Source organism: Vibrio phycocola, from assembly GCF_054404255.1.
On the sequence record NZ_JBTAMQ010000007.1, the window covers coordinates 68,532 to 87,673 of the forward strand.

13 protein-coding genes are annotated in these 19,142 nt (G+C 41.1%); 10 read left to right on the plus strand and 3 right to left on the minus strand.

The features are described from left to right. Positions 1-2 precede the first annotated feature (2 nt). Together ACXJY6_RS10635 and ACXJY6_RS10640 are read right to left on the minus strand one after the other, a co-directional pair. Positions 3-1,184 carry an efflux RND transporter periplasmic adaptor subunit gene (locus ACXJY6_RS10635; RefSeq protein WP_458768307.1) on the minus strand — a complete coding sequence of 394 codons (1,182 nt, stop codon included), beginning with the start codon at positions 1,182-1,184 and terminating at the stop codon, positions 3-5. Positions 1,185-1,480: 296 nt separating this feature from the next. Continuing rightward, complete coding sequence (locus ACXJY6_RS10640) at positions 1,481-2,632, minus strand: alanine racemase (protein WP_458768308.1); 1,152 nt, start codon at positions 2,630-2,632, stop codon at positions 1,481-1,483. A gap of 350 nt (positions 2,633-2,982) precedes the next feature. Here ACXJY6_RS10640 and ACXJY6_RS10645 point away from each other — a divergent pair, with 350 nt between their 5' ends. From ACXJY6_RS10645 to ACXJY6_RS10665, 5 genes are all read left to right on the plus strand, one after another. Further along, positions 2,983-5,136 carry a dihydrolipoyl dehydrogenase family protein gene (locus ACXJY6_RS10645; protein ID WP_458768309.1) on the plus strand — a complete coding sequence of 718 codons (2,154 nt, stop codon included), beginning with the start codon at positions 2,983-2,985 and terminating at the stop codon, positions 5,134-5,136. A gap of 2 nt (positions 5,137-5,138) precedes the next feature. Continuing rightward, positions 5,139-5,906 carry a DUF547 domain-containing protein gene (locus ACXJY6_RS10650; protein WP_458768310.1) on the plus strand — a complete coding sequence of 256 codons (768 nt, stop codon included), beginning with the start codon at positions 5,139-5,141 and terminating at the stop codon, positions 5,904-5,906. 201 nt (positions 5,907-6,107) lie between these two features. Further along, entirely contained in the window at positions 6,108-6,731 is a 624-nt protein-coding gene (locus ACXJY6_RS10655; protein ID WP_458768311.1) for a CDP-alcohol phosphatidyltransferase family protein, read from the plus strand. Beyond that, entirely contained in the window at positions 6,728-7,522 is a 795-nt protein-coding gene (locus ACXJY6_RS10660) for a sterol desaturase family protein (RefSeq protein ID WP_456050222.1), read from the plus strand. The genes ACXJY6_RS10655 and ACXJY6_RS10660 overlap by 4 nt, the downstream gene beginning before the upstream one ends. 212 nt (positions 7,523-7,734) lie before the next feature. Beyond that, a complete protein-coding gene (locus ACXJY6_RS10665) occupies positions 7,735-9,336 on the plus strand; it encodes a diguanylate cyclase domain-containing protein (protein ID WP_458768312.1) in 1,602 nt (533 codons plus the stop codon). Between the two features lie 61 nt (positions 9,337-9,397). Here the strand turns inward: ACXJY6_RS10665 and ACXJY6_RS10670 are convergent, their stop codons facing one another. Continuing rightward, complete coding sequence (locus tag ACXJY6_RS10670) at positions 9,398-10,600, minus strand: putative manganese transporter (RefSeq protein WP_458768313.1); 1,203 nt, start codon at positions 10,598-10,600, stop codon at positions 9,398-9,400. Between the two features lie 450 nt (positions 10,601-11,050). Here ACXJY6_RS10670 and ACXJY6_RS10675 point away from each other — a divergent pair, with 450 nt between their 5' ends. The 5 genes from ACXJY6_RS10675 to ACXJY6_RS10695 all read left to right on the plus strand — a co-directional run bounded on the left by ACXJY6_RS10675 (position 11,051) and on the right by ACXJY6_RS10695 (position 18,799). Next, positions 11,051-12,958 (plus strand): methyl-accepting chemotaxis protein, encoded by a 1,908-nt coding sequence (locus ACXJY6_RS10675; protein WP_458768314.1) that lies wholly within the window; start codon positions 11,051-11,053, stop codon positions 12,956-12,958. 159 nt (positions 12,959-13,117) lie between these two features. Beyond that, positions 13,118-14,878, plus strand: coding sequence for a sensor domain-containing diguanylate cyclase (locus ACXJY6_RS10680; protein WP_458768315.1), 1,761 nt, complete (start codon positions 13,118-13,120; stop codon positions 14,876-14,878). A 244-nt stretch (positions 14,879-15,122) separates the two neighbouring features. Beyond that, on the plus strand, positions 15,123-16,430 hold the full coding sequence (locus ACXJY6_RS10685; protein WP_458768316.1) for a malonyl-CoA decarboxylase domain-containing protein: 1,308 nt from the start codon (positions 15,123-15,125) through the stop codon (positions 16,428-16,430). 5 nt (positions 16,431-16,435) lie between these two features. Further along, positions 16,436-17,968, plus strand: a complete 1,533-nt coding sequence (locus tag ACXJY6_RS10690; RefSeq protein ID WP_458768317.1) for an AMP-binding protein — start codon at positions 16,436-16,438, stop codon at positions 17,966-17,968. A gap of 153 nt (positions 17,969-18,121) precedes the next feature. After that, entirely contained in the window at positions 18,122-18,799 is a 678-nt protein-coding gene (locus ACXJY6_RS10695) for a GntR family transcriptional regulator (protein WP_456050229.1), read from the plus strand. Positions 18,800-19,142: the final 343 nt, after the last annotated feature.

Sequence of the window (19,142 nt, forward strand, 5' to 3'; positions counted from 1 at the left end):
GGTTAGATTCCCATCGGTGAACGTTTGAAACGTCTAGGCACGGTGGTACTTCCATTCGAATCACCAAGAACAATTTCGTCACCTTCGGACAAGCCTTCGATAATTTCAGCATTCACTTTGTTGTTGATTCCGACTTTTACCTCTTTATATTCGACTTGGTCGTTGACGAGGATCGGTACACGGTAGTACCCACGCTTAGGAATTTTTTGAAGAACTTGTGCTGGGATGACTAATGCACCTTTTGATTGGTCAACGATGATCGAGACTTGAGCGGTCATGCCAATACGCAGCTTTCCTCTTGGGTTCTCAATATCGAATAATCCATTGTAATAAATGGCATCTGAATCATCGGATGTCATATCACTGTCGTCCCCATCCATCGAGGTAGGGCCAGGCTCAATGGCACGAAGCGTCGCTTTGTACTTGTGATTCGGTTGCCCCAGAATTGTAAACTCGACGGGTTGACCGGGTTCGACATTGATCACATCCGCTTCGGAGATTTCAGACTTTACGGTCATCATATTAAGCTCAGCGAGTTCAACAATTGTTGGAGTGTTTTGACTGGCGTTTACGGTTTGACCAGCTTCGACAGCAATATAGACGACAGTACCATCCATTGGAGCAATGATAGTGGTGTAGCTCAGATCCAATTTGGCCGAGTCAACACTGATTATTGCTTGGTCGATTTGGGCGGCAAGTTGCTTGAGTTCAGCTTTAGATATCGCCAAATTAGACTGGGCAGATTCATAATCGGATAGAGAGCTCGCATTATCCGCAAACATGGCTTTTTGACGATTGAAGGTTTGTTGATACTGGTGAATCTCAGCTTGTTTTGCTTCATATTGCGCTCGCAAACTGGCAAGTGAGGCTTGAGCTTCTTTGAGTTCATTTTCTTGGGTCAAACTATCGATTTGAGCAAGAATGTCTCCTTTCTTGACCCCATCTCCTAATGAAGGGTTAATTTTTAGAATTTGACCCGACACTTGGGAGCCAACGCTTACGAGTTTGGACGCTTGCAACATGCCATTAGCCAGCACCGTGTTTTGTATATCGTCTTTTCGTACGATATCGGTGGCGAATGAAATAGGCGGTTCGGATTTTGAACTGTACCAATAAGCTCCTCCGCCTCCGAGAAGAGCGACGACAATGGCAACGGTAAGAATACGTTTAGTTGTTTTTTTCATGATCAGTTTTTTTTCCGAATTTTTTTGCGAGTCAATGACACCAAATTAGGACATGAAAATGAATGCTTCTGCCAAACTGGGTTAATAGCAGTAACGTCTTCATTTTGAAACCTATATCATAAGTGAGAATTCATAAAAACAGCATGCGATTAAATAGTGATCGACACAAGGCTCACTTGAGCAATTTACTTATCTTTACGAAGGTTATGTATTCATAATCTCCTTGCTGGTTTTCAAGATATCGCGTGAATGTTTCATGTGACCAGGATTGTTCTTTATTTGTCAGTAAGTCAATATCACCAACCTTGTATGCGAGGCCATACCTCAAATTGGGTTGAGTTATGATCTGTGACTATGTAATGAGTGTGCATGGTCGCCATTGAGCAAGCATGATTGGGTAAAATAGACAGCCGGCTTCCAATTGGAAAATCACTGAATGAGATAGCATCACCATGAATATTGGTAATGATGCCATGTTCTTGACTTAATTTTGTTACTCTTAAGTCGGGGTATATATGACCGAGCTGATCAACAACGACGCCAAAGCCTTGAATGTCGGAACTTCCAGCATCAGAAGATAATGCAGTCCAACCAGCATCGACGATCAGCCATCCTTTTCGTTGATTGTGACCGATGATCGATGTGGTTACGCTTAATGCGATATCATCAAGCTGACAAACACCCAAATCGGCCATGACTAAGTCGAAGAAATGATATACCCCAGCACGTACTTCACTCACGCCTTCGAAATGTTCAGCAAAATAGGCTGTTGGGGTAGAACCTACGCTAACGATTTCACACGAAAAACCCGAATGTTTGAGAATATTGACGGCGGCGACAACGGCTTCAATCTCTTGATGAGCGATGGCCGTGATTTCTTCAGCAGATTTGCATTTATAGGATCCTCCTGCATGGGTAAGAACACCACGGAGCAATGGCTGAGTTTGATTGAGTTGACTCGCAATTGAGAGCAACATAGGGTCATCGTGACGAATGCCAGCTCTAACATCATCACTATCAATTTCAATGAGACAAGGGAGTTGGCAATGGTGAACGTTACAATATTGGGCAACAAGTTGAGCTTGTTCAATGCTATCGAGTAACAATGTAATATCAATGCCTTTCGCGCGTAACGCCTCGATTCTATTGAGCTTTGTTGGAGAAATACCTACCGCATAGACCTGATTAGAGTATCCAGATGCCGCAAAACTTTCTGCTTCTGCGAGAGTTGAGACGGTAATGGGGTCAGTTTTGTGTTTCAAAATGCAATTTGCGGCATCAATACTTCGAACCGTTTTTAGATGAGGACGAAGTGTTACACCAAAACGTTTCAGACGAAGATCCAGCCTTTGTATATTGGCTAAAAATTTAATTTTATTTAGAGCTAGAAACGGGGTATCTAATTGATTTATATCTAAATTAGGTGTGTCGATTTGGCGCTTGTCCATCTACTTTCCTTTTAAAGTCAATTAAGTGTTAGTCGGTCTGTCATTGGAGGTTTTCGATGTGATTTAGCATGAGGCTACAATTATTCATCTTACTTATTTGTGGTAAATACTCTTATTGTCAATATTATCAACATATTGCAGCTATACTTCATATGGAACTTTTCGCTATAACAGTACCAAAATGTAAAGCATTTATGTTGATGATGTTTTGAATTTATATGATTTGTAAAAATAATTTTTAATTAACTGTAATAAACATCGTTCTTCACCGTCTAATTGAAAGCAACGTAAAAAATAGAGAATTTATATTACGTTTCACTTTAACCCATTTTTAATAGAAGAGTCATTTTATGAACAAGAAAATATTGATACTGGGCCTAGCTATCGCGTTAATCGCGGTGTTTTTTGGTCTCGATCTTCACCATTATTTAACGTTATCAGGACTGAAAGGCTCGATGAGTACGTTAGAACAAGGAATAGAGAATTCTCCATTCTTGAGTGCGGTGTTGTTCTTTGTGGTTTATGTCGCTGTGACGGCACTTTCCTTGCCAGGAGCTGCGATTTTGACGTTAGCCGCTGGAGCGTTATTTGGTTTATGGAAAGGGCTGTTGTTGGCGTCCTTTGCTTCAAGTGTCGGCGCTACACTTGCTTTCTTGGTTGCGCGTTATGTATTACGTGACTGGGTAACGACTCGTTTCGGTGACAAACTCCATAATATTAATGCGGGCGTTGAAAAGCAGGGTGCGTTTTACCTCTTTACGTTGCGTTTAGTACCAATATTTCCATTCTTCCTGATTAACTTATTGATGGGTTTAACCTCTATCAAAGTTCGTACTTTCTACTGGGTTAGCCAAGTAGGGATGCTAGCAGGAACATTCGTGTTCGTTAACACAGGGACACAACTTGCTCAAATCGACAGCCTATCGGGGATTCTATCTCCAGGGCTATTATTCTCATTCGCCCTACTGGGCATTTTCCCATGGATTGCCAAAATGATTGTAGATGCTATTCAAAGTAGACGTGTATACCAAGGTTACACAAAACCTGAAAAATTTGACCGTGACATGGTTGTTCTCGGTGGTGGTGCTGGTGGTCTAGTATCGAGTTATATTGCCGCTGCTGTAAAAGCAAAGGTGACATTACTCGAAGCTGGAGAGATGGGCGGTGACTGTTTGAACTACGGTTGCGTACCATCAAAGGCACTAATTAAGAGTGCTAAGGTTGCTCAGCAGGTTCGCCACGCCAGTCGCTATGGTTTGGAAGATACTGAACCTAAGCTGAACTTCAAAAAGGTATTTGCTCGAGTACACCAAGTTATTGCAGATATCGCTCCTCACGACAGTGTTGAACGTTATGAAGGTTTAGGTGTTGAAGTATTGAAAGGGTACGGGAAAATTCTTGACCCGTGGACAGTAGAAGTCACATTAAATACGGGTGAAGTTCAGCGTTTAACGACTCGTACTATCGTTATCGCAACAGGTGCTCGTCCATTTGTTCCACCTCTACAAGGAATCGAAGACAGTGGCTATGTTACCTCTGATACTTTATGGAATGAATTTGCCAAGCTTGATGAAGCACCTAAACGTCTAGTGGTATTGGGTGGTGGTCCTATCGGGTGTGAACTTGCACAAAGCTTCGCTCGTCTAGGTTCAAATGTAGACATGGTTGAAATGGGCCCTCAAATTATGGGGCGTGAAGATGATGATGTCGCTGCACTCGCACTATCGACGTTACAAGCTAGTGGTGTCAACGTACGTACGAGCACTAAAGCATTGCGCTTTGAAACTGCAGGTGACCAAAAGCAATTGATCGTGGAAGTGGATGGTGTTGAACAAGCATTAGAGTATGACCAAATCATCTGTGCAGTGGGACGTGCAGCACGCTTAACGGGCTACGGTCTTGAAGAGTTAGGTATTGAAACGGGTCGTACACTTGAAACCAATGAATATCTACAAACGAAATTCCCGAATATTTTAGCTGCTGGCGATGTTGTTGGACCTTATCAGTTCACTCACGTGGCTGCACACCAAGCATGGTATGCCGCAGTAAATGGTTTATTTGGAACCTTCAAAAAGTTCAAAGTAGATTACCGAGTGATTCCATGGACAACCTTTATTGACCCAGAAGTGGCACGTGTTGGGATCAATGAGCGTGAAGCTAAGGAGAAAGGAATCGACTACGAAGTGACGACATTCCAATTCGAAGAACTTGACCGAGCAATTGCTGAAAGTGCGACAACCGGATTCATCCGAGTTATCACACCAAAAGGCAAAGATAAAATCTTGGGTGTTACGATTGTATCAGAACACGCTGGTGATTTAATTGCTGAGTTCGTATTAGCCATGAAACATGGTCTTGGAATGAATAAAATATTAGGAACGATTCACGCGTATCCAACATGGGCAGAAGGTGCAAAATACACAGCAGGTGAGTGGAAACGCGCACATGCTCCAGAAAAAGTACTTGAATGGCTTGAGAAGTTCCATACGTGGCGTCGAGGTTAATTATGTTGAAGAAAATTTTAGTAATGAGCGTGCTGGCTTTTGCCAGCAATGCTCAAGCAATGCACGAACAGTGGGATTCTCTACTGAATAAACATATCAAAGAGATAAATAATGGTGCGAGTACTGCGGTAGATTATAAAGGGTTTGCAAATGACAAAGCTGAGCTAAATTCTTATATCGACTCGTTAGCAGCCGTTAGTCAAGAACAATACCAAGCTTGGAATAAAGACAAACAGTTGGCATTTTTAATTAACAGCTATAACGCCAATACAGTGTCATTTATTCTAACGAAATACCCTGATCTTGATTCAATCAAAGATCTTGGGAATGTATTTTCATCTCCTTGGAGTAAAGATGTGGTTTCTTTACTTGGAGAAAAGCGTTCCCTTGATGACGTTGAACATGGTTTGATTCGCGAAGCTGGGGTCTTCGACGAGCCGCGGATTCATTTTGCGGTAAATTGCGCCAGTATTGGATGCCCTGCATTACGAAATGAAGCATACAATGAGCAAGAGTTGTCCGCACAATTGGAGGAACAAACACACTCCTTTCTATCGGACAGCAGCCGTAACTATCTCGATGGAAATACCTTACACCTATCATCAATTTTTAAATGGTATGGTAAAGACTTTGCCGACAAAAGCGGATCGCTACAGGTATTTCTAGCGGATTATGCAAAGGATCTTGGCGCTGATTCAGCGGCACTCAACGAGCAAAAGTATAAAATAAAATACCTTGATTATGATTGGGGATTAAATGACGTTAAATAAGCAGTTATTACTTGTTTGCATGGTAGCTACTAGCGCTACTGTGCAAGCAAATTATACTGTCCATTTTTATGCCTGGAGAGTAAGATCAGGCATAAATAAATACTTTCAATGGTTTAGAGACCAAGTCGATGCTTGCTACGGCATCGACTTTAACCGACTAAGGGTAAATGAAGAGCACTTTGCTTCTATGGAGGTTAGTCAATGTTAGATGCGAGAATAACGCCGTTACTCAACCCATTTCTGGTTAGGATTGTTCAACCTGTCGATAAGGCCGGTATCAGCCCAAATCAAGTATCGGTTGTTGGCTTTGCATTTGGGTTGATAGCAATTCCGCTGTTGGCGATGCAAATGTGGTATAGCGCACTGCTATTCATCGTTCTCAATCGAATATTCGATGGTTTAGATGGCGCGTTAGCTCGAACTCAAAAATCCGCTACCTCTTCCGGGGGGTATTTGGATATTTGTTTAGATTTTCTGTTTTATTCGTTTGTGCCATTGGGCTTTGCTTTGGCAGATCCGGCTCAGTTTGCTCTGCCTGCTTTGGTTCTTGTGGTAAGTTTTGTTGGGACTGGTTCAAGCTTTTTAGCGTTCGCGATTGTTGCGCAGAAATTTAATATCGAAAAAGTTCAGTTTAAGCACAAGAGCTTTTATTACATGCAAGGGCTGACAGAAGGATTTGAAACCATCATGCTGTTTGTGCTTTGCTGTTTATTTCCTCAATATTTTTCCATTTTTGCGTATGTATTTGCGTCGTTGTGTGCATTTACCACAGTAACGCGTATTTACGGTGGATTTAACACGATAAAAGAGCAAGAAAATCAATGATGTTAGAGTCTCAGCAATCGATACGTTTGGGTGTGTTTTTGACCGTTCTTGTAGTGATGATGGTTATAGAGGCGTGGCGACCAGCACGCCAATCCAAGCTTTCAGCATCGACTCGTTGGCTGGGAAACTTTTCACTTATTTTTGTTGCTTCGTTTGTCGCTAAATTTGCCCTGCCTGCTGGTGCGGTTGGTGCTGCTCTTTTCGCAGCACAAAATGGGTGGGGGCTATTCAATGTTATGTCTCTACCTTTTTGGTTTATATGCTTAGTCTCAGTGGTTCTTTTAGATATGGCTATCTATTGGCAGCACAGAGTGTTCCATACCAACCCTGTATTATGGCGGTTACATAAAGTCCATCATGCGGACAGTCATATCGATGTAAGTTCAGGGTTACGTTTCCATCCAATTGAAATTACCCTAAGTGTATTTTATAAAGCGATATTGGTTTTACTGCTTGGTATTCCGTGGGAAGCCGTATTGATCTTTGAAGTGATGCTTAATGGTTTTGCTTTATTTAATCATGCAAATATTCGCTTAGCGCCTGCGATTGAGCGCCCATTAAGCTGGCTGATCATTACTCAAAAAGTACATCGCATCCATCATAGTCAGCTGCGTAAGGAAAGTGATTCTAATTTTGGATTCAGTATTAGTGCTTGGGATCGTATTTTTGGTAGCTATTGTGATAAAGCGGAGCTGGATGATGAGCATCTAGAAATTGGTCAACGAGATATTCCTGATAATAAAGAACATGCATCCTTATGGTACTTATTGATTATGCCGTTTAAAAAGTAATAATCAAAAAGACTGGTTGACCCCTCATTTAACTAAGCTTTCAACATTGAAATAGTTCTCCTTGTTTTAATTGTTCCCGTTTCTCGCTATTCTACTACTAAGGTCTACTATTATAGTATTCTGCACAAATAATCCATCAATTTCATATGGATGGCGTGACATTAGCTAATAATAATATCGGCTGAGATGTGTTTTTAGGAAAGGTAATTAAAATGAAGCTCCGGTACATGTTCGTTTTTATTTTTATTTTAATTGCCATAGTTCCGACCACTCTATTTTGGATGTGGCCATATTCAAAGGCGCTTGAATCTGAAATAGATGATGTTAAAGATCGACACTTAGTTATCGCGAAAAATCTCTCTACGGCATTTGAACGCTATTATCAAGATGTGACAAGTGTATTTGAAATTCTTGATCCTGAATCAGATGAAAAACTAGGGAAAGAAGGCTTGAATAATCTTCTTTCTGGTTTTGAGTTTACCATGGTTGCGGTTGTCGATTCCCAAGGAAAAGTCGATCACTGTGTATTCCATCCCAACCTTGAATGCCCAGCTACTATCAGCAATGACATTCTGCTTCTTGCTCAAAATACCGCTGAAGAACAAGGGGTTAAAGTCTCTACTGTTACAGAAGATCCCAGTATTGATAGCGGCCCAATTTTCCTCGTAGTAAAGCATCAAGAAGATAAATTGATGCTAGCGTATTTGTCCACAAAATACGTTGTTGCCATGGGTAAGAAAGTGGCGTTTGGTGAGAAAGGCCATGCTGCAATTGTAGACCAAGCAGGAAATGTATTAGCTCATCCGCTCGACTCTTGGATAAAAGAACGCAAGAACATTTCAATGATCAGCTCAGTGCAGAAGATGTTGGAAGGTAAAACGGGTGTGGAGTTGTTTTATTCTCCTGCTCTAAAGGGCGATATGATAGCCGGATATACCACAGTCGCGAATGCTAAGTGGGGCGTGATGGTACCTCAGCCAATCTTGGAATTGGAAAACAAAGCCCAAAATATCGATGAAACAGCGATTTTCGTGATGCTATTGGGGCTAGGTCTTGCTTTATTGATTACGATCCCTGTTTCAATGATATTGATCAAACCGCTTGAGCAGCTAATCACAACGATTAAACGTATCGAGAGAGGCGATTCCAAAACGGCTCTGAACGTAGATACCTCGAGTATCATGCCAGTTGAAATACGAGATCTAAAAAGTTCTTTCATTTTGATGATGAATAACATTGAGGTAAAAGAGCGCGAGATTTCAAAATTGGCCTATTTTGACGGCCAGACCAACCTTCCAAATAGAAATTACTTCCGTCAACTCTCTGAACAAGCACTTTCTAAGATGACAGAATCGAAGTCGAGTGGAGCTTTTGTTTTTATCGATTTTGATGATTTCAAGCTGGTGAATGATAACTATGGTCATAAAATTGGTGATGATTTGTTGTCTAAATTCGCCATGCGCTTGTCTGAGTATTTTTCTATTCAGAGTGATGATGATGATCTTCTTAGTTATTTCAATGCGTTACCTGATATTATTCCTGCAAGGTTAGGTGGTGATGAATTTGTTATATTGATACAGAACATATCAAGTATTAATGATGTTGAGAACATGATTAAAGGTCTATTTGATGAGGTATTCTCGACGTATTCATTTCAAGGTAATGTTGAACTGTCGTTAACCGGTAGTGCTGGGATTGCAATATTCCCTGCTCATGGAATGCAAGTGGATGAGATTATGAAGTCCGCTGATATGGCGATGTATAAAGCCAAAGCGCTAGGCAAAAATAGAATTTATTTTTCATCAATAGAATAACAATTTTGTCTGAGTTAATTAATGCTCACTATGATAAATCACCATAGTGAGCGTCTCTAAATTAAAGCTCAAACAAAAAATAATACCCGTAACCGACAATAAAGGCTGGGATCGCAGAGTAGAACGTTGCATATAGTGCTGCTTTTGGTGCAAGAGCAATGGCGGGAAAAAGAGCATCGCCATCATTTGATATTGAATTCGACAGTTGTGTCGACATTGGTACAGCACCAGATAGATACATACTGGTTACCAAAATCTGAGGACCACACCCCGGTAATAACCCCACGAGTAATCCAATCATTGGCATCCACATTCCCCAACCGGAAAACAGTTCTGCAAGATCAAGGTGCAAAAAGGCGGTTGTTAATTCGAACGCAAGAAAAGCCCCAATGACCCACGCACTTATAAAATTTGTATCTTGAGCTGTTTTTTGTATCGGGTGTGACGACGTCCCTTTTTTATCTTCTGAAACACTTGATTCATAATCTTTAATTTCTTTTGTTAACGCCCAAAAAACCATGCACATAATAATGGCTATAGCACCTATCCATTCCATTGTTTGCCCGGGTAAGTGCAATTCTTCATTGAGATCAATTTGAAATGACCCTAGAAAAGCGACGACAGTTGCGGGAACAAGCATGAATTGCCAAAACTTGCCTTGAAGATTCATTGCTGATTTCTCTAATGCATTCTGGCTAACATTTGTCTTGATGCACTGGACATCTACTTTTTGGAGTGGTCTTAAAAAGTCATCTTGGTGTATTGCATTAACAGCAAAACCAGAAAGAGCACCGACAATCACACCGAGAGCAATAACTGCTAGACCAGTTTTAGGTTCACTTGCAACAAGAAGAAAGGCAGCGTCGCCCATGGTTGAGGTGAGAACGGCAACAATAGCGCCAAACCCAACTCGGCCGCTAACAAATTGAGTCGTCACTATTATAGCGCCACCACAACCTGGAAGAGCGCCTAAAAGTGCGGAGAATAGCACTTGGTAACGGCGAGAGCGGTTGTATAGACGAATGATACGGTTGTCTTGGCTGATATAAGCTGAAAGGTAGTGGTAAATCGCCAAAGTAAACGCAACATAAGCTGAAACGGCCCAAAATGCATCGGCTAACGTATTTATGATGATGTCACGAGTGGGATCAGCGATAAGTAGAGCGATCAATAATATGGGCAAAATAGATCGTTTATAACGCAAATGTATTTGAGAATTTTTTGCCCATTGTTTTGTTACTTCGGAAAAAGATGTCGAGATCATAATATCGCCAATGCAAATGATAATTATTATCATTTTAGAGTAAGGAGTTAGAACTGCAAGTACTATCTGTACTTATTTCATATTAATTTACACATATCTAGAGAAGAGCGTGGTGGTGACGGAATTTAATGAGAATTTGCAATCTAGATCTGAAAATCAACCTCAAAATTGATCGAGAACAATTTAAGTGTTGACTGGGGTAATTAGTGATCTCAGAAATGTGACTGGCGTTGTTCATTCTGTAGATAGACCTACTATGATTTTAATTCTTGGTTATTTGAGAGCTGGTTATCGTTAACGTTGGAATAGTCAGCCTTATAAATCAGAAGGAGTGATGTACTCGTTGAGAGAGCATTAATTGTTCTATCTCAACCATGTCAACATCGCAGTTAGTGACTATTCAATTAATGTTAATACTTGTTAGATTGAAGTAAACAAGGACTACTTGAAATGAAATATCTTGGTTTTAAAAACCTTTTGCTAATATCCATTTTGGCGCTTGTCGCTATTTCTCTCTCAATATATAGCTACTTTTCCTATTCGAATGAATCGAAGCTATTAACTCGGATGATAACCGAGAACACACAAACCTACGCGATTAATCAGGGAGAAAAAATAGAGGCTTATTTACAAGATAAGATCGATTCTGTTAGTAATATCGTCGATGAATTACCACACAATGCTGCAGAACAAAGCGCTGAACTCAATATAGAGCGCATCATGCTGATAGGTGGGTCTCTAAATATGGCAACGGCTCTGATTGGGTTTAGCAATGGTGATGGTTACGCGACATTTAGTAACCCAGCATGGATAAATCATCGAGCGGCAAGTGATGCGACACTAGCGCCCTGGTATCAATTGGCATTAAAAAGCAATAACGTTCAGCTTAGTAACCCTCATACGCCACCTGGCGAGGATTACACGCTTGTTTCAATCACCAAGCAGTTTCAAGGTGGCGTGTTTAATGCTGACCTCAATTTAGACTTTCTTTCATCGTTGGTTAACGACCCGAAAGCCCTTGCTGGCTCAGTATCATTAGTTATGGATGAACACTCTCAAATACTGGCCTCTTCTTCACCTTCCTTAAAAGTTGGGGAGTTTGGAGCGAAACATGAACTTATCAAATCTGAGCTCTTGAATACGTTAAAAGAAGACGTACTCGTTCAAGAGTATACACTTGATGGTATCGGTAAGTTGATGTTCTCAAAAAGAATCATGGTCGGAGGTAAGATTTGGAGCTATACGGTTGGCTTGGATAAATCCGTTGCATTTGCTTCATTAGAAGATGCTAGAAATGGCGCCATTATATTTACAGTAAGTGCTTGTATCATCAGTGTGCTTGTTGCCTTTTTCATTATTCAGCTTCTTTATCGCCCCATTTTAGAGTTAAAGCGTATGGTGTTAGGGCTTTCACGTGGTGATGGTGACCTGACGTTACGTTTGAATGTTGAGACAAACGATGACCTTGGTGAGATTGCTGGGGGCATTAATGTGTTTATCGAAAGTCTTCAGTCGATGATGCACGAAATCCAGGCCGCGTCTAATCTCCTACAGGAGAGCGTGGACGAGCTGAATCTTAAATCAACGCATAATGCTGATATTTTGCAAAAACATGCGAGAGAAACAGAGCAAATTGTGACTGCAATTGAGGAATTGAATTCGACAGCAGAATCGATGACAACCGATGCCGTCAATACCGCCCATATAACTGAGAAAGCCAACGAATCGGGTAAGTTGTCACAAGAGACGATGAGTCAGGCACAACAATCGGTCACCACGCTCGTGGATGATGTGGATAGCACGGCAGTAAGTGTGCAAACGATGAGTGATGAAACGAAAGGAATCAACACAATATTGAGTGTGATTGAGTCTATTGCTGAGCAAACCAACCTACTGGCGTTAAATGCGGCAATCGAAGCGGCCCGCGCCGGAGAGCATGGGCGTGGTTTCGCTGTTGTCGCTGATGAAGTGAGAAACTTAGCGAGTCGAACTAAAGACAGTACATTGGAGATTGAGACCTCATTGGGCGCGTTGCTTAAAGGAAATCAATCTGTGGTGAATGCGATGGATGGAACAAAAGAGCGTTGTCAGAAAACGGTTAGTGACATATCTCAGGTGTCGAGTAACTTAAGTACCATGACGAGTTTAATCGTTGATATTAATGAGTTGAGTTCACAAATCGCAACAGCATCTGAGCAACAAAGTAGTGTTACGCTTGAAACCAGTAAGAATATGACAGCAATTAATGACATGGTCAGTGAGCTTGAAAGCAATGGCCAAGATGCGCTTTCAGAAGCCACTAATATTGCGAGTGTTAACCATCAATTAGTTGAAATTGTGGGAAAATTTAAACTTTAGCATCGAGAGGGAATAGACTTTCGAAAACAACAGCCACTGAGATTTTCATTTCAGTGGCTGTTTAAAAATAAGCATCTTTTTAACGTTTAGCTTAGTCTCCATTTAGTTTTCCTAATTACAGACTAGACTTATAAGAGCGTAAGTTAAAAAGGTGAATGTATGCTAGCTCGTCCCGTTAGCAAGTTTCAATATATACCTGTTGTAGCGTTAGGCCTTTCCATATTGGTAGGTGGCTATGTATACAATAGGACGCTTGACGACTGGATAACCGATATTGTTAGCGAATATATGCTCGGATTGCTTAACGATGTGAATCACGAGATTAAAGAACACAAATACCATTTTTATGATCTTACACCCGCGGAAGTCGACAGCTTCTTAGGTGATCTATCCCAATCCTCTACCCAGCGCCGATTTACGATTATCCACGAAAGTGGAAAGGTACTTGGCGATTCAAAATTGACCAAACGAGAAGTGTACAATTTAGATAATTATGGTCAACGTCCTGAGATAGTTTTAGCACTGTCAGACGGGAAAGGTATCGCTAAGCGTTTTAGTAGCATTAGTCGCCAAGAGACTCTTTATGTGGCTGCTCGCATAGAAATAGACGATCCTGAGCATGATACGATTAACTATTCTGGAATCGAAAAACATGGGCATGATCATGAAGGCCCCCATCGAGATGTGTTGCCAAGTAATACAAGCTTAACCGAATTCGATCATCATGAAGAGCACAGTTCAGTTTATATACTGAGACTCGCAATGCCAATGACGTCAATCCATAACATGTCTCAGGATTTACGGGGCATTGTTTATCTATTGATGATTTGTTCAATGGGAGTGTTGATAGCCTCATCTTGGTATAGCCAGAGAAAGATAACTCAAGTTATTAATGAAGAGAGGAAACTGCAAGAGGTTCGAATTAACAAGAGCACTCGAGAAATAGAGCTATTGCGGCAACTCGCCAATATGTTGGCTGCATGTACCACAATTAGTGAGGCTCAGCAGGTGGTAGAAGATATCGTGCCTCGAATATTGGGAGATATTAACGGCTGTGTCTCTATCATGCGAGAGTCTCGCAATTTGTTGGAAATCGAAATTGATTGGGGTGGGCCTTGGCCAGCGGCAACATCTTTTTCACCGGATGATTGCTGGGCAATGAGAAAAGGGCAATCTCACCTTTCAAGAGATGATAACCACAGTCTTAGCTGCCATCATATGTGTGAAGCTGATGAACAAAATATGACTCTGTGTATACCACTTACGGCCCATGGCAATACGGTAGGAATATTCCACTTATATTTTGACTCCCCACATAATCTGATATCCGAGGACATTAAGCAGCTCGCTTACACTCTAGCTGAACATTTAGGGTTGGCACTTTCCAACCTCCGCTTGCAGGACAAACTTCGCTCTCAAGCACTTCGAGATCCACTCACTGGTTTATATAATCGACGTTATTTTGAGAATAAGCTCGAAAGTGAATGGCTAATTGCAAGTCAAGACTCCATGCCTTTGTCGATAATCATGCTCGATCTCGATCATTTTAAGCAGTTTAACGATAACTTTGGCCATGACGCCGGTGATTATGTCTTAAAAGAATTGGGAAGCTTGCTTAAATCCATCTGCAACGTACGAAATGAAGTATGTCGTTTAGGTGGTGAAGAGTTTGCGGTTATTTGTCCTAATCTTTCTAAAGAGAAAACGATAGAGTTAACCAATAGAATTATCGAAAGTGTTAGAGAGCTTCATCTTGAAGTTCGTGGCTTGTCTCTTGGTCAACTAGGCATTTCTGCTGGTGTTTCTACGTATCCAGATATTGACGTTTCACATAAAGAAATGGTGAAAATAGCGGATGCGGCACTTTATAAAGCCAAAGAAAATGGGCGTTCTCAAGCAATGCATGCCTCCGATACCTAAGCTCGTGAATAACTCACATCCTCGATATAACTCTTCAATCAAAAAGCTCGGCACTTTAGAAGTCATAAGTGCCGCTTACTTCCTCTCTTCATTCAAATAGTAAACTTTGTCGCTTGTCATTTTTATTGGCTTTATTTGTTACATTCCTGTTTACATAAAATTAACACTTGCATAGTTTTTAGCGATGATTTAGTGTTATTACTAATAATATCGATATTATTACGTTTGATAGATGAGGTATGTTATGCCCAACTGGACAAATATGATCGGAGATTTAGTGGTTCGCGTTACCGAAATAGGTAGCACCATGATCTCAAATAATGTTGAACTTCCTCTCGCGGATAAATGTGAACAGTTGTTAAATAATACCGGTGAAGCAACGAGTTTGGCGCTTTCACGTGAGATCCTCGACAATTATCAATCTTTGACTGATGAAGAAAAGCTCGTTTTTTTTCAAGCACTCTTCTCTGATTTTGGTGTTGACGTTGTAGCGTTAGAAGCGGCATTTGCTAAATGGAGAGAAACGGCGGGCAATAGGGAAGCACGAAGTATTCATTTTGCTTCTGAGCCTCGTTCACAAGAGCTTATTCGGATATTGAATCGAGCACCAGGCGGCACGGCAGCGCTTGTTAGTATGCGTGAGGATTTGATTCGGTTAAGTAAACAAGAACCTAATTTAGCCAGTTTGGATCATGATCTAAACCATTTATTTAATTCCTGGTTTAATCGTGGCTTTTTAAGCATGGAAGTGATCAATTGGTCGACTCCAGCAGTAATTCTCGAAAAAATAATCTCTTACGAAGCGGTTCATGAAATCAAGGGTTGGGACGATCTCCGTTTGCGAGTTGCAGAACAGGATCGTCGACTTTATGGTTTTTTTCACGCTTCTATGCGCTCAGAGCCGCTAATTTTCGTCGAAGTTGCGTTAACGACTCACACTCCCATAACGATCGAATCCATATTATCTGGTGACAGAGACATATTAGAGCCAAATGAAGCAACGACTGCGGTTTTCTATTCGATTTCTAATTGCCAAGCCGGGTTGAGAGGCATTTCATTCGGGAACTTTTTAATCAAGCAGGTCGTGGAAGAGTTGAAACGTGAGTTACCTAACTTAAAACGCTTTATCACGATGTCTCCGGTTCCTGGGCTAAGGAAATGGATCGCAACTAACCCCGAATTAGACGAAGCAAGCACGACTCTTGTCCAATCCTTAACCGATAGTAACACTCTATTTGATGAAGAATTTAAAGCTCAAAACAGTAGTCAGTTGAATCGATTAGCATGCCAGTACCTACTCGATGCGAAACATAAGAACGGTGGCCCATTTGACCCTGTTTCGCGTTTCCATTTGGGAAATGGAGCCCATCTTGAGCAGATTAATTTATGGGCGAACTCTTCAAGTAAAGGTATTTCCGATTCTTGGGGGTTGATGGTTAATTATGAATATGACTTGAAATCAATCGAACGAAATCACGAGGAATTTTTGTCTGAAGGTAAAATAAATACGTCGGCAGCCATTAAGAAATTCCACAAAAAATCAATAGGATGATAAACATGTACCATGCAAATTATTTAGCACATACCCTGCGTAAAGCAAGTGTAGGGTACGAAGACAATCTGTTTGCAACCTTGCTCGACGACAGCCATGTGAGTTACAAGACATTGTTTGATAACGCTGAGAAAATGGCAGCGGTTTTACAACAAAATGGTGTTAAAGCTGGGGATCGAGTAGCGGTTCAAGTGGGTAAATCGATTACGACCATCGAGTTATATTTAGGAACAATACTCGCGGGCGGTGTCTTTTTGCCATTGAATACGGATTATATGGCGAGCGAAATTGAGTATTTTTTGAGTGATGCTCAACCTACGGTATTTGTCTGTGATCCCACTTTAGAAAAGACCCTTAAATCGGTTGCCGATAGGGCAAATGTGCACGCATTGCTTACTTTGTCATCCAACGGCACCGAAGGCTCTTTATTTGACCAACGAAATACGGTTGAGTCGGCATACGTTGAGGTAAAACGAAATAAAGATGACTTAGCTGCGATCTTATATACATCGGGAACCACGGGCCGATCCAAAGGCGCGATGTTGTCTCATGGTGCGCTCTCTTCAAATGCATTGACTTTGGCTGACTATTGGCAATTTACTCGCGAGGATACGCTTATTCATGCTCTGCCAATATTCCATATTCACGGGTTATTTGTTGCCATCAATATAACATTGTGTGCCGGTTCGAAACTTCAATTCTTACCTCGTTTTGATGCAGATAAAATTATGGAGAAAATGTCTACATCAACGGTATTAATGGGTGTTCCAACTTTTTACGTACGCTTGTTGCAACAGCCTAATTTAAGTAAAGAGTCGGTATCGTCAATGCGGCTTTTTGTTTCAGGTTCCGCTCCTTTGTTGAGTGAAACTCATCAGCTTTGGCAAGAGAAAACTGGACATGCGATCCTCGAACGTTATGGTATGACGGAAACCAATATGAATACGTCTAACCCTTATGATGGCGATAGACGACCTGGAACGGTTGGCTTTCCTCTTCCTGGTGTTGATATTAAGATCTGTGATGCAACGACAGGCGAAGAGTTGGCGAACGGTGAGATTGGTCAAATTGAAGTGAAAGGGCCGAACCTCTTTTCTGGCTACTGGAAGATGCCAGAGAAAACCGCTGAAGAACTGCGAGATTCAGGATGGTTTTTGACTGGTGATCTCGGTGTACGTGATGATGATGGTTACATTTCAATCGTTGGTCGTTCGAAGGATTTGATTATTTCCGGTGGTTACAATGTTTACCCTAAAGAGATTGAAGCTGTCATTGATGATATTCCCGGTGTACAAGAATCAGCAGTGATTGGGTTACCACACCCAGATTTTGGTGAAGCTGTCGTTGCTGTTGTCGTGGCAGAAACAGAGACCACGACACTACTTGATGACATTACGAGGCAAACGCAAGCTGTGCTTGCTAAATTTAAGCGTCCAAAAAAAGTGTATTTTGTCGATGAACTACCGAGAAACACAATGGGTAAGGTACAAAAAGCTCAGTTGAGAGAGAATTATAGTGATACCTTTGCCAGTAGTTGATAATTTAACTGAGGCAATTGAACCAAACTTATTGAATCTATAAAATTGCACTACGCAAAGTCAAACCGGTGGCTTTGCTATGCTATCAGTGTTGTGCTGAGAATCGTCGCTAACCCGCGTTATTATTATTCGAGATATTGAAGCAGTGATTTTATGAATGAAGAAATGAACAGTCAGAATGGCAAAACAGCGATTAATCGGGTCTATCATCAGCTAAGAATTCGCATTCTAAAATGCGAGTTTTCCCCAAGTGAAAAGCTGAAGATTGAGTCGCTCAAAGAGCTTTTGGATATTGGTGCTTCTCCGATTCGCGAAGCATTGAGTTTGCTGACATCCGATGGATTAGTTGAGCGTATCGATCAACGAGGCTTTCGGGTTGCGCCGATGAGTAGAGACAATTTTAATGAAATCCTAATGCTCAGATGTGATTTGGATAGTTTAGCACTACGTAAAAGCATCGAACTTGGTGACAGTGATTGGGAAGAAAACCTTGTAATCTTACATCATCGCCTAAGTCGCGCAGACATTTCAGACTTTGATTCATGGGAATCTAAACACAAGTCTTTTCATATTGAGTTGATCGGGCAATGTCAAAGCCCGATACTCTTGGGCTATTCTAAGCAGCTCTATGATCAAAATATTCGATATCGATTTTTGGCTGAAAGAACAACAAATTATAAGTCCAGGAATGTATCGGATGAACATAAAAAATTGTTGGATGCCACAATAGAGCGTAATGCCGATCTTGCTTCACAACTGTTGGTTAAACATTATCATTCGACTGGCAAGTTTTTAGCATCGCTATTAGATAAAAACGACTTTAACGTGTAGTGAGCCTTTAAAAAGGCTCATACGTTTTCGGTAATCTCGAGATCAAAACAAAGTTATTGCGGTAACGACAACTTATTATCCATTTGGGGCGTTATCGTTGTTCACTCACTCTTCTTGAATACACTTTCCTTATTTTTCCCTTCACTTTAACTTAGCCACTAATTCTTTTTGCATTGTGAGAATACTCATTTTTTTGAGCGAGTAACATGCTTCCTACAACACAAAATGCCGTTGCAGTAAAAAGGTGCAACTATGTTTATATCACTTTTAATCTATGACTCCTCTTTGATCAATTAGTTGCTAAAAACGTATTCTAGGTCACGTCTTGAATCAGTGAAACTGC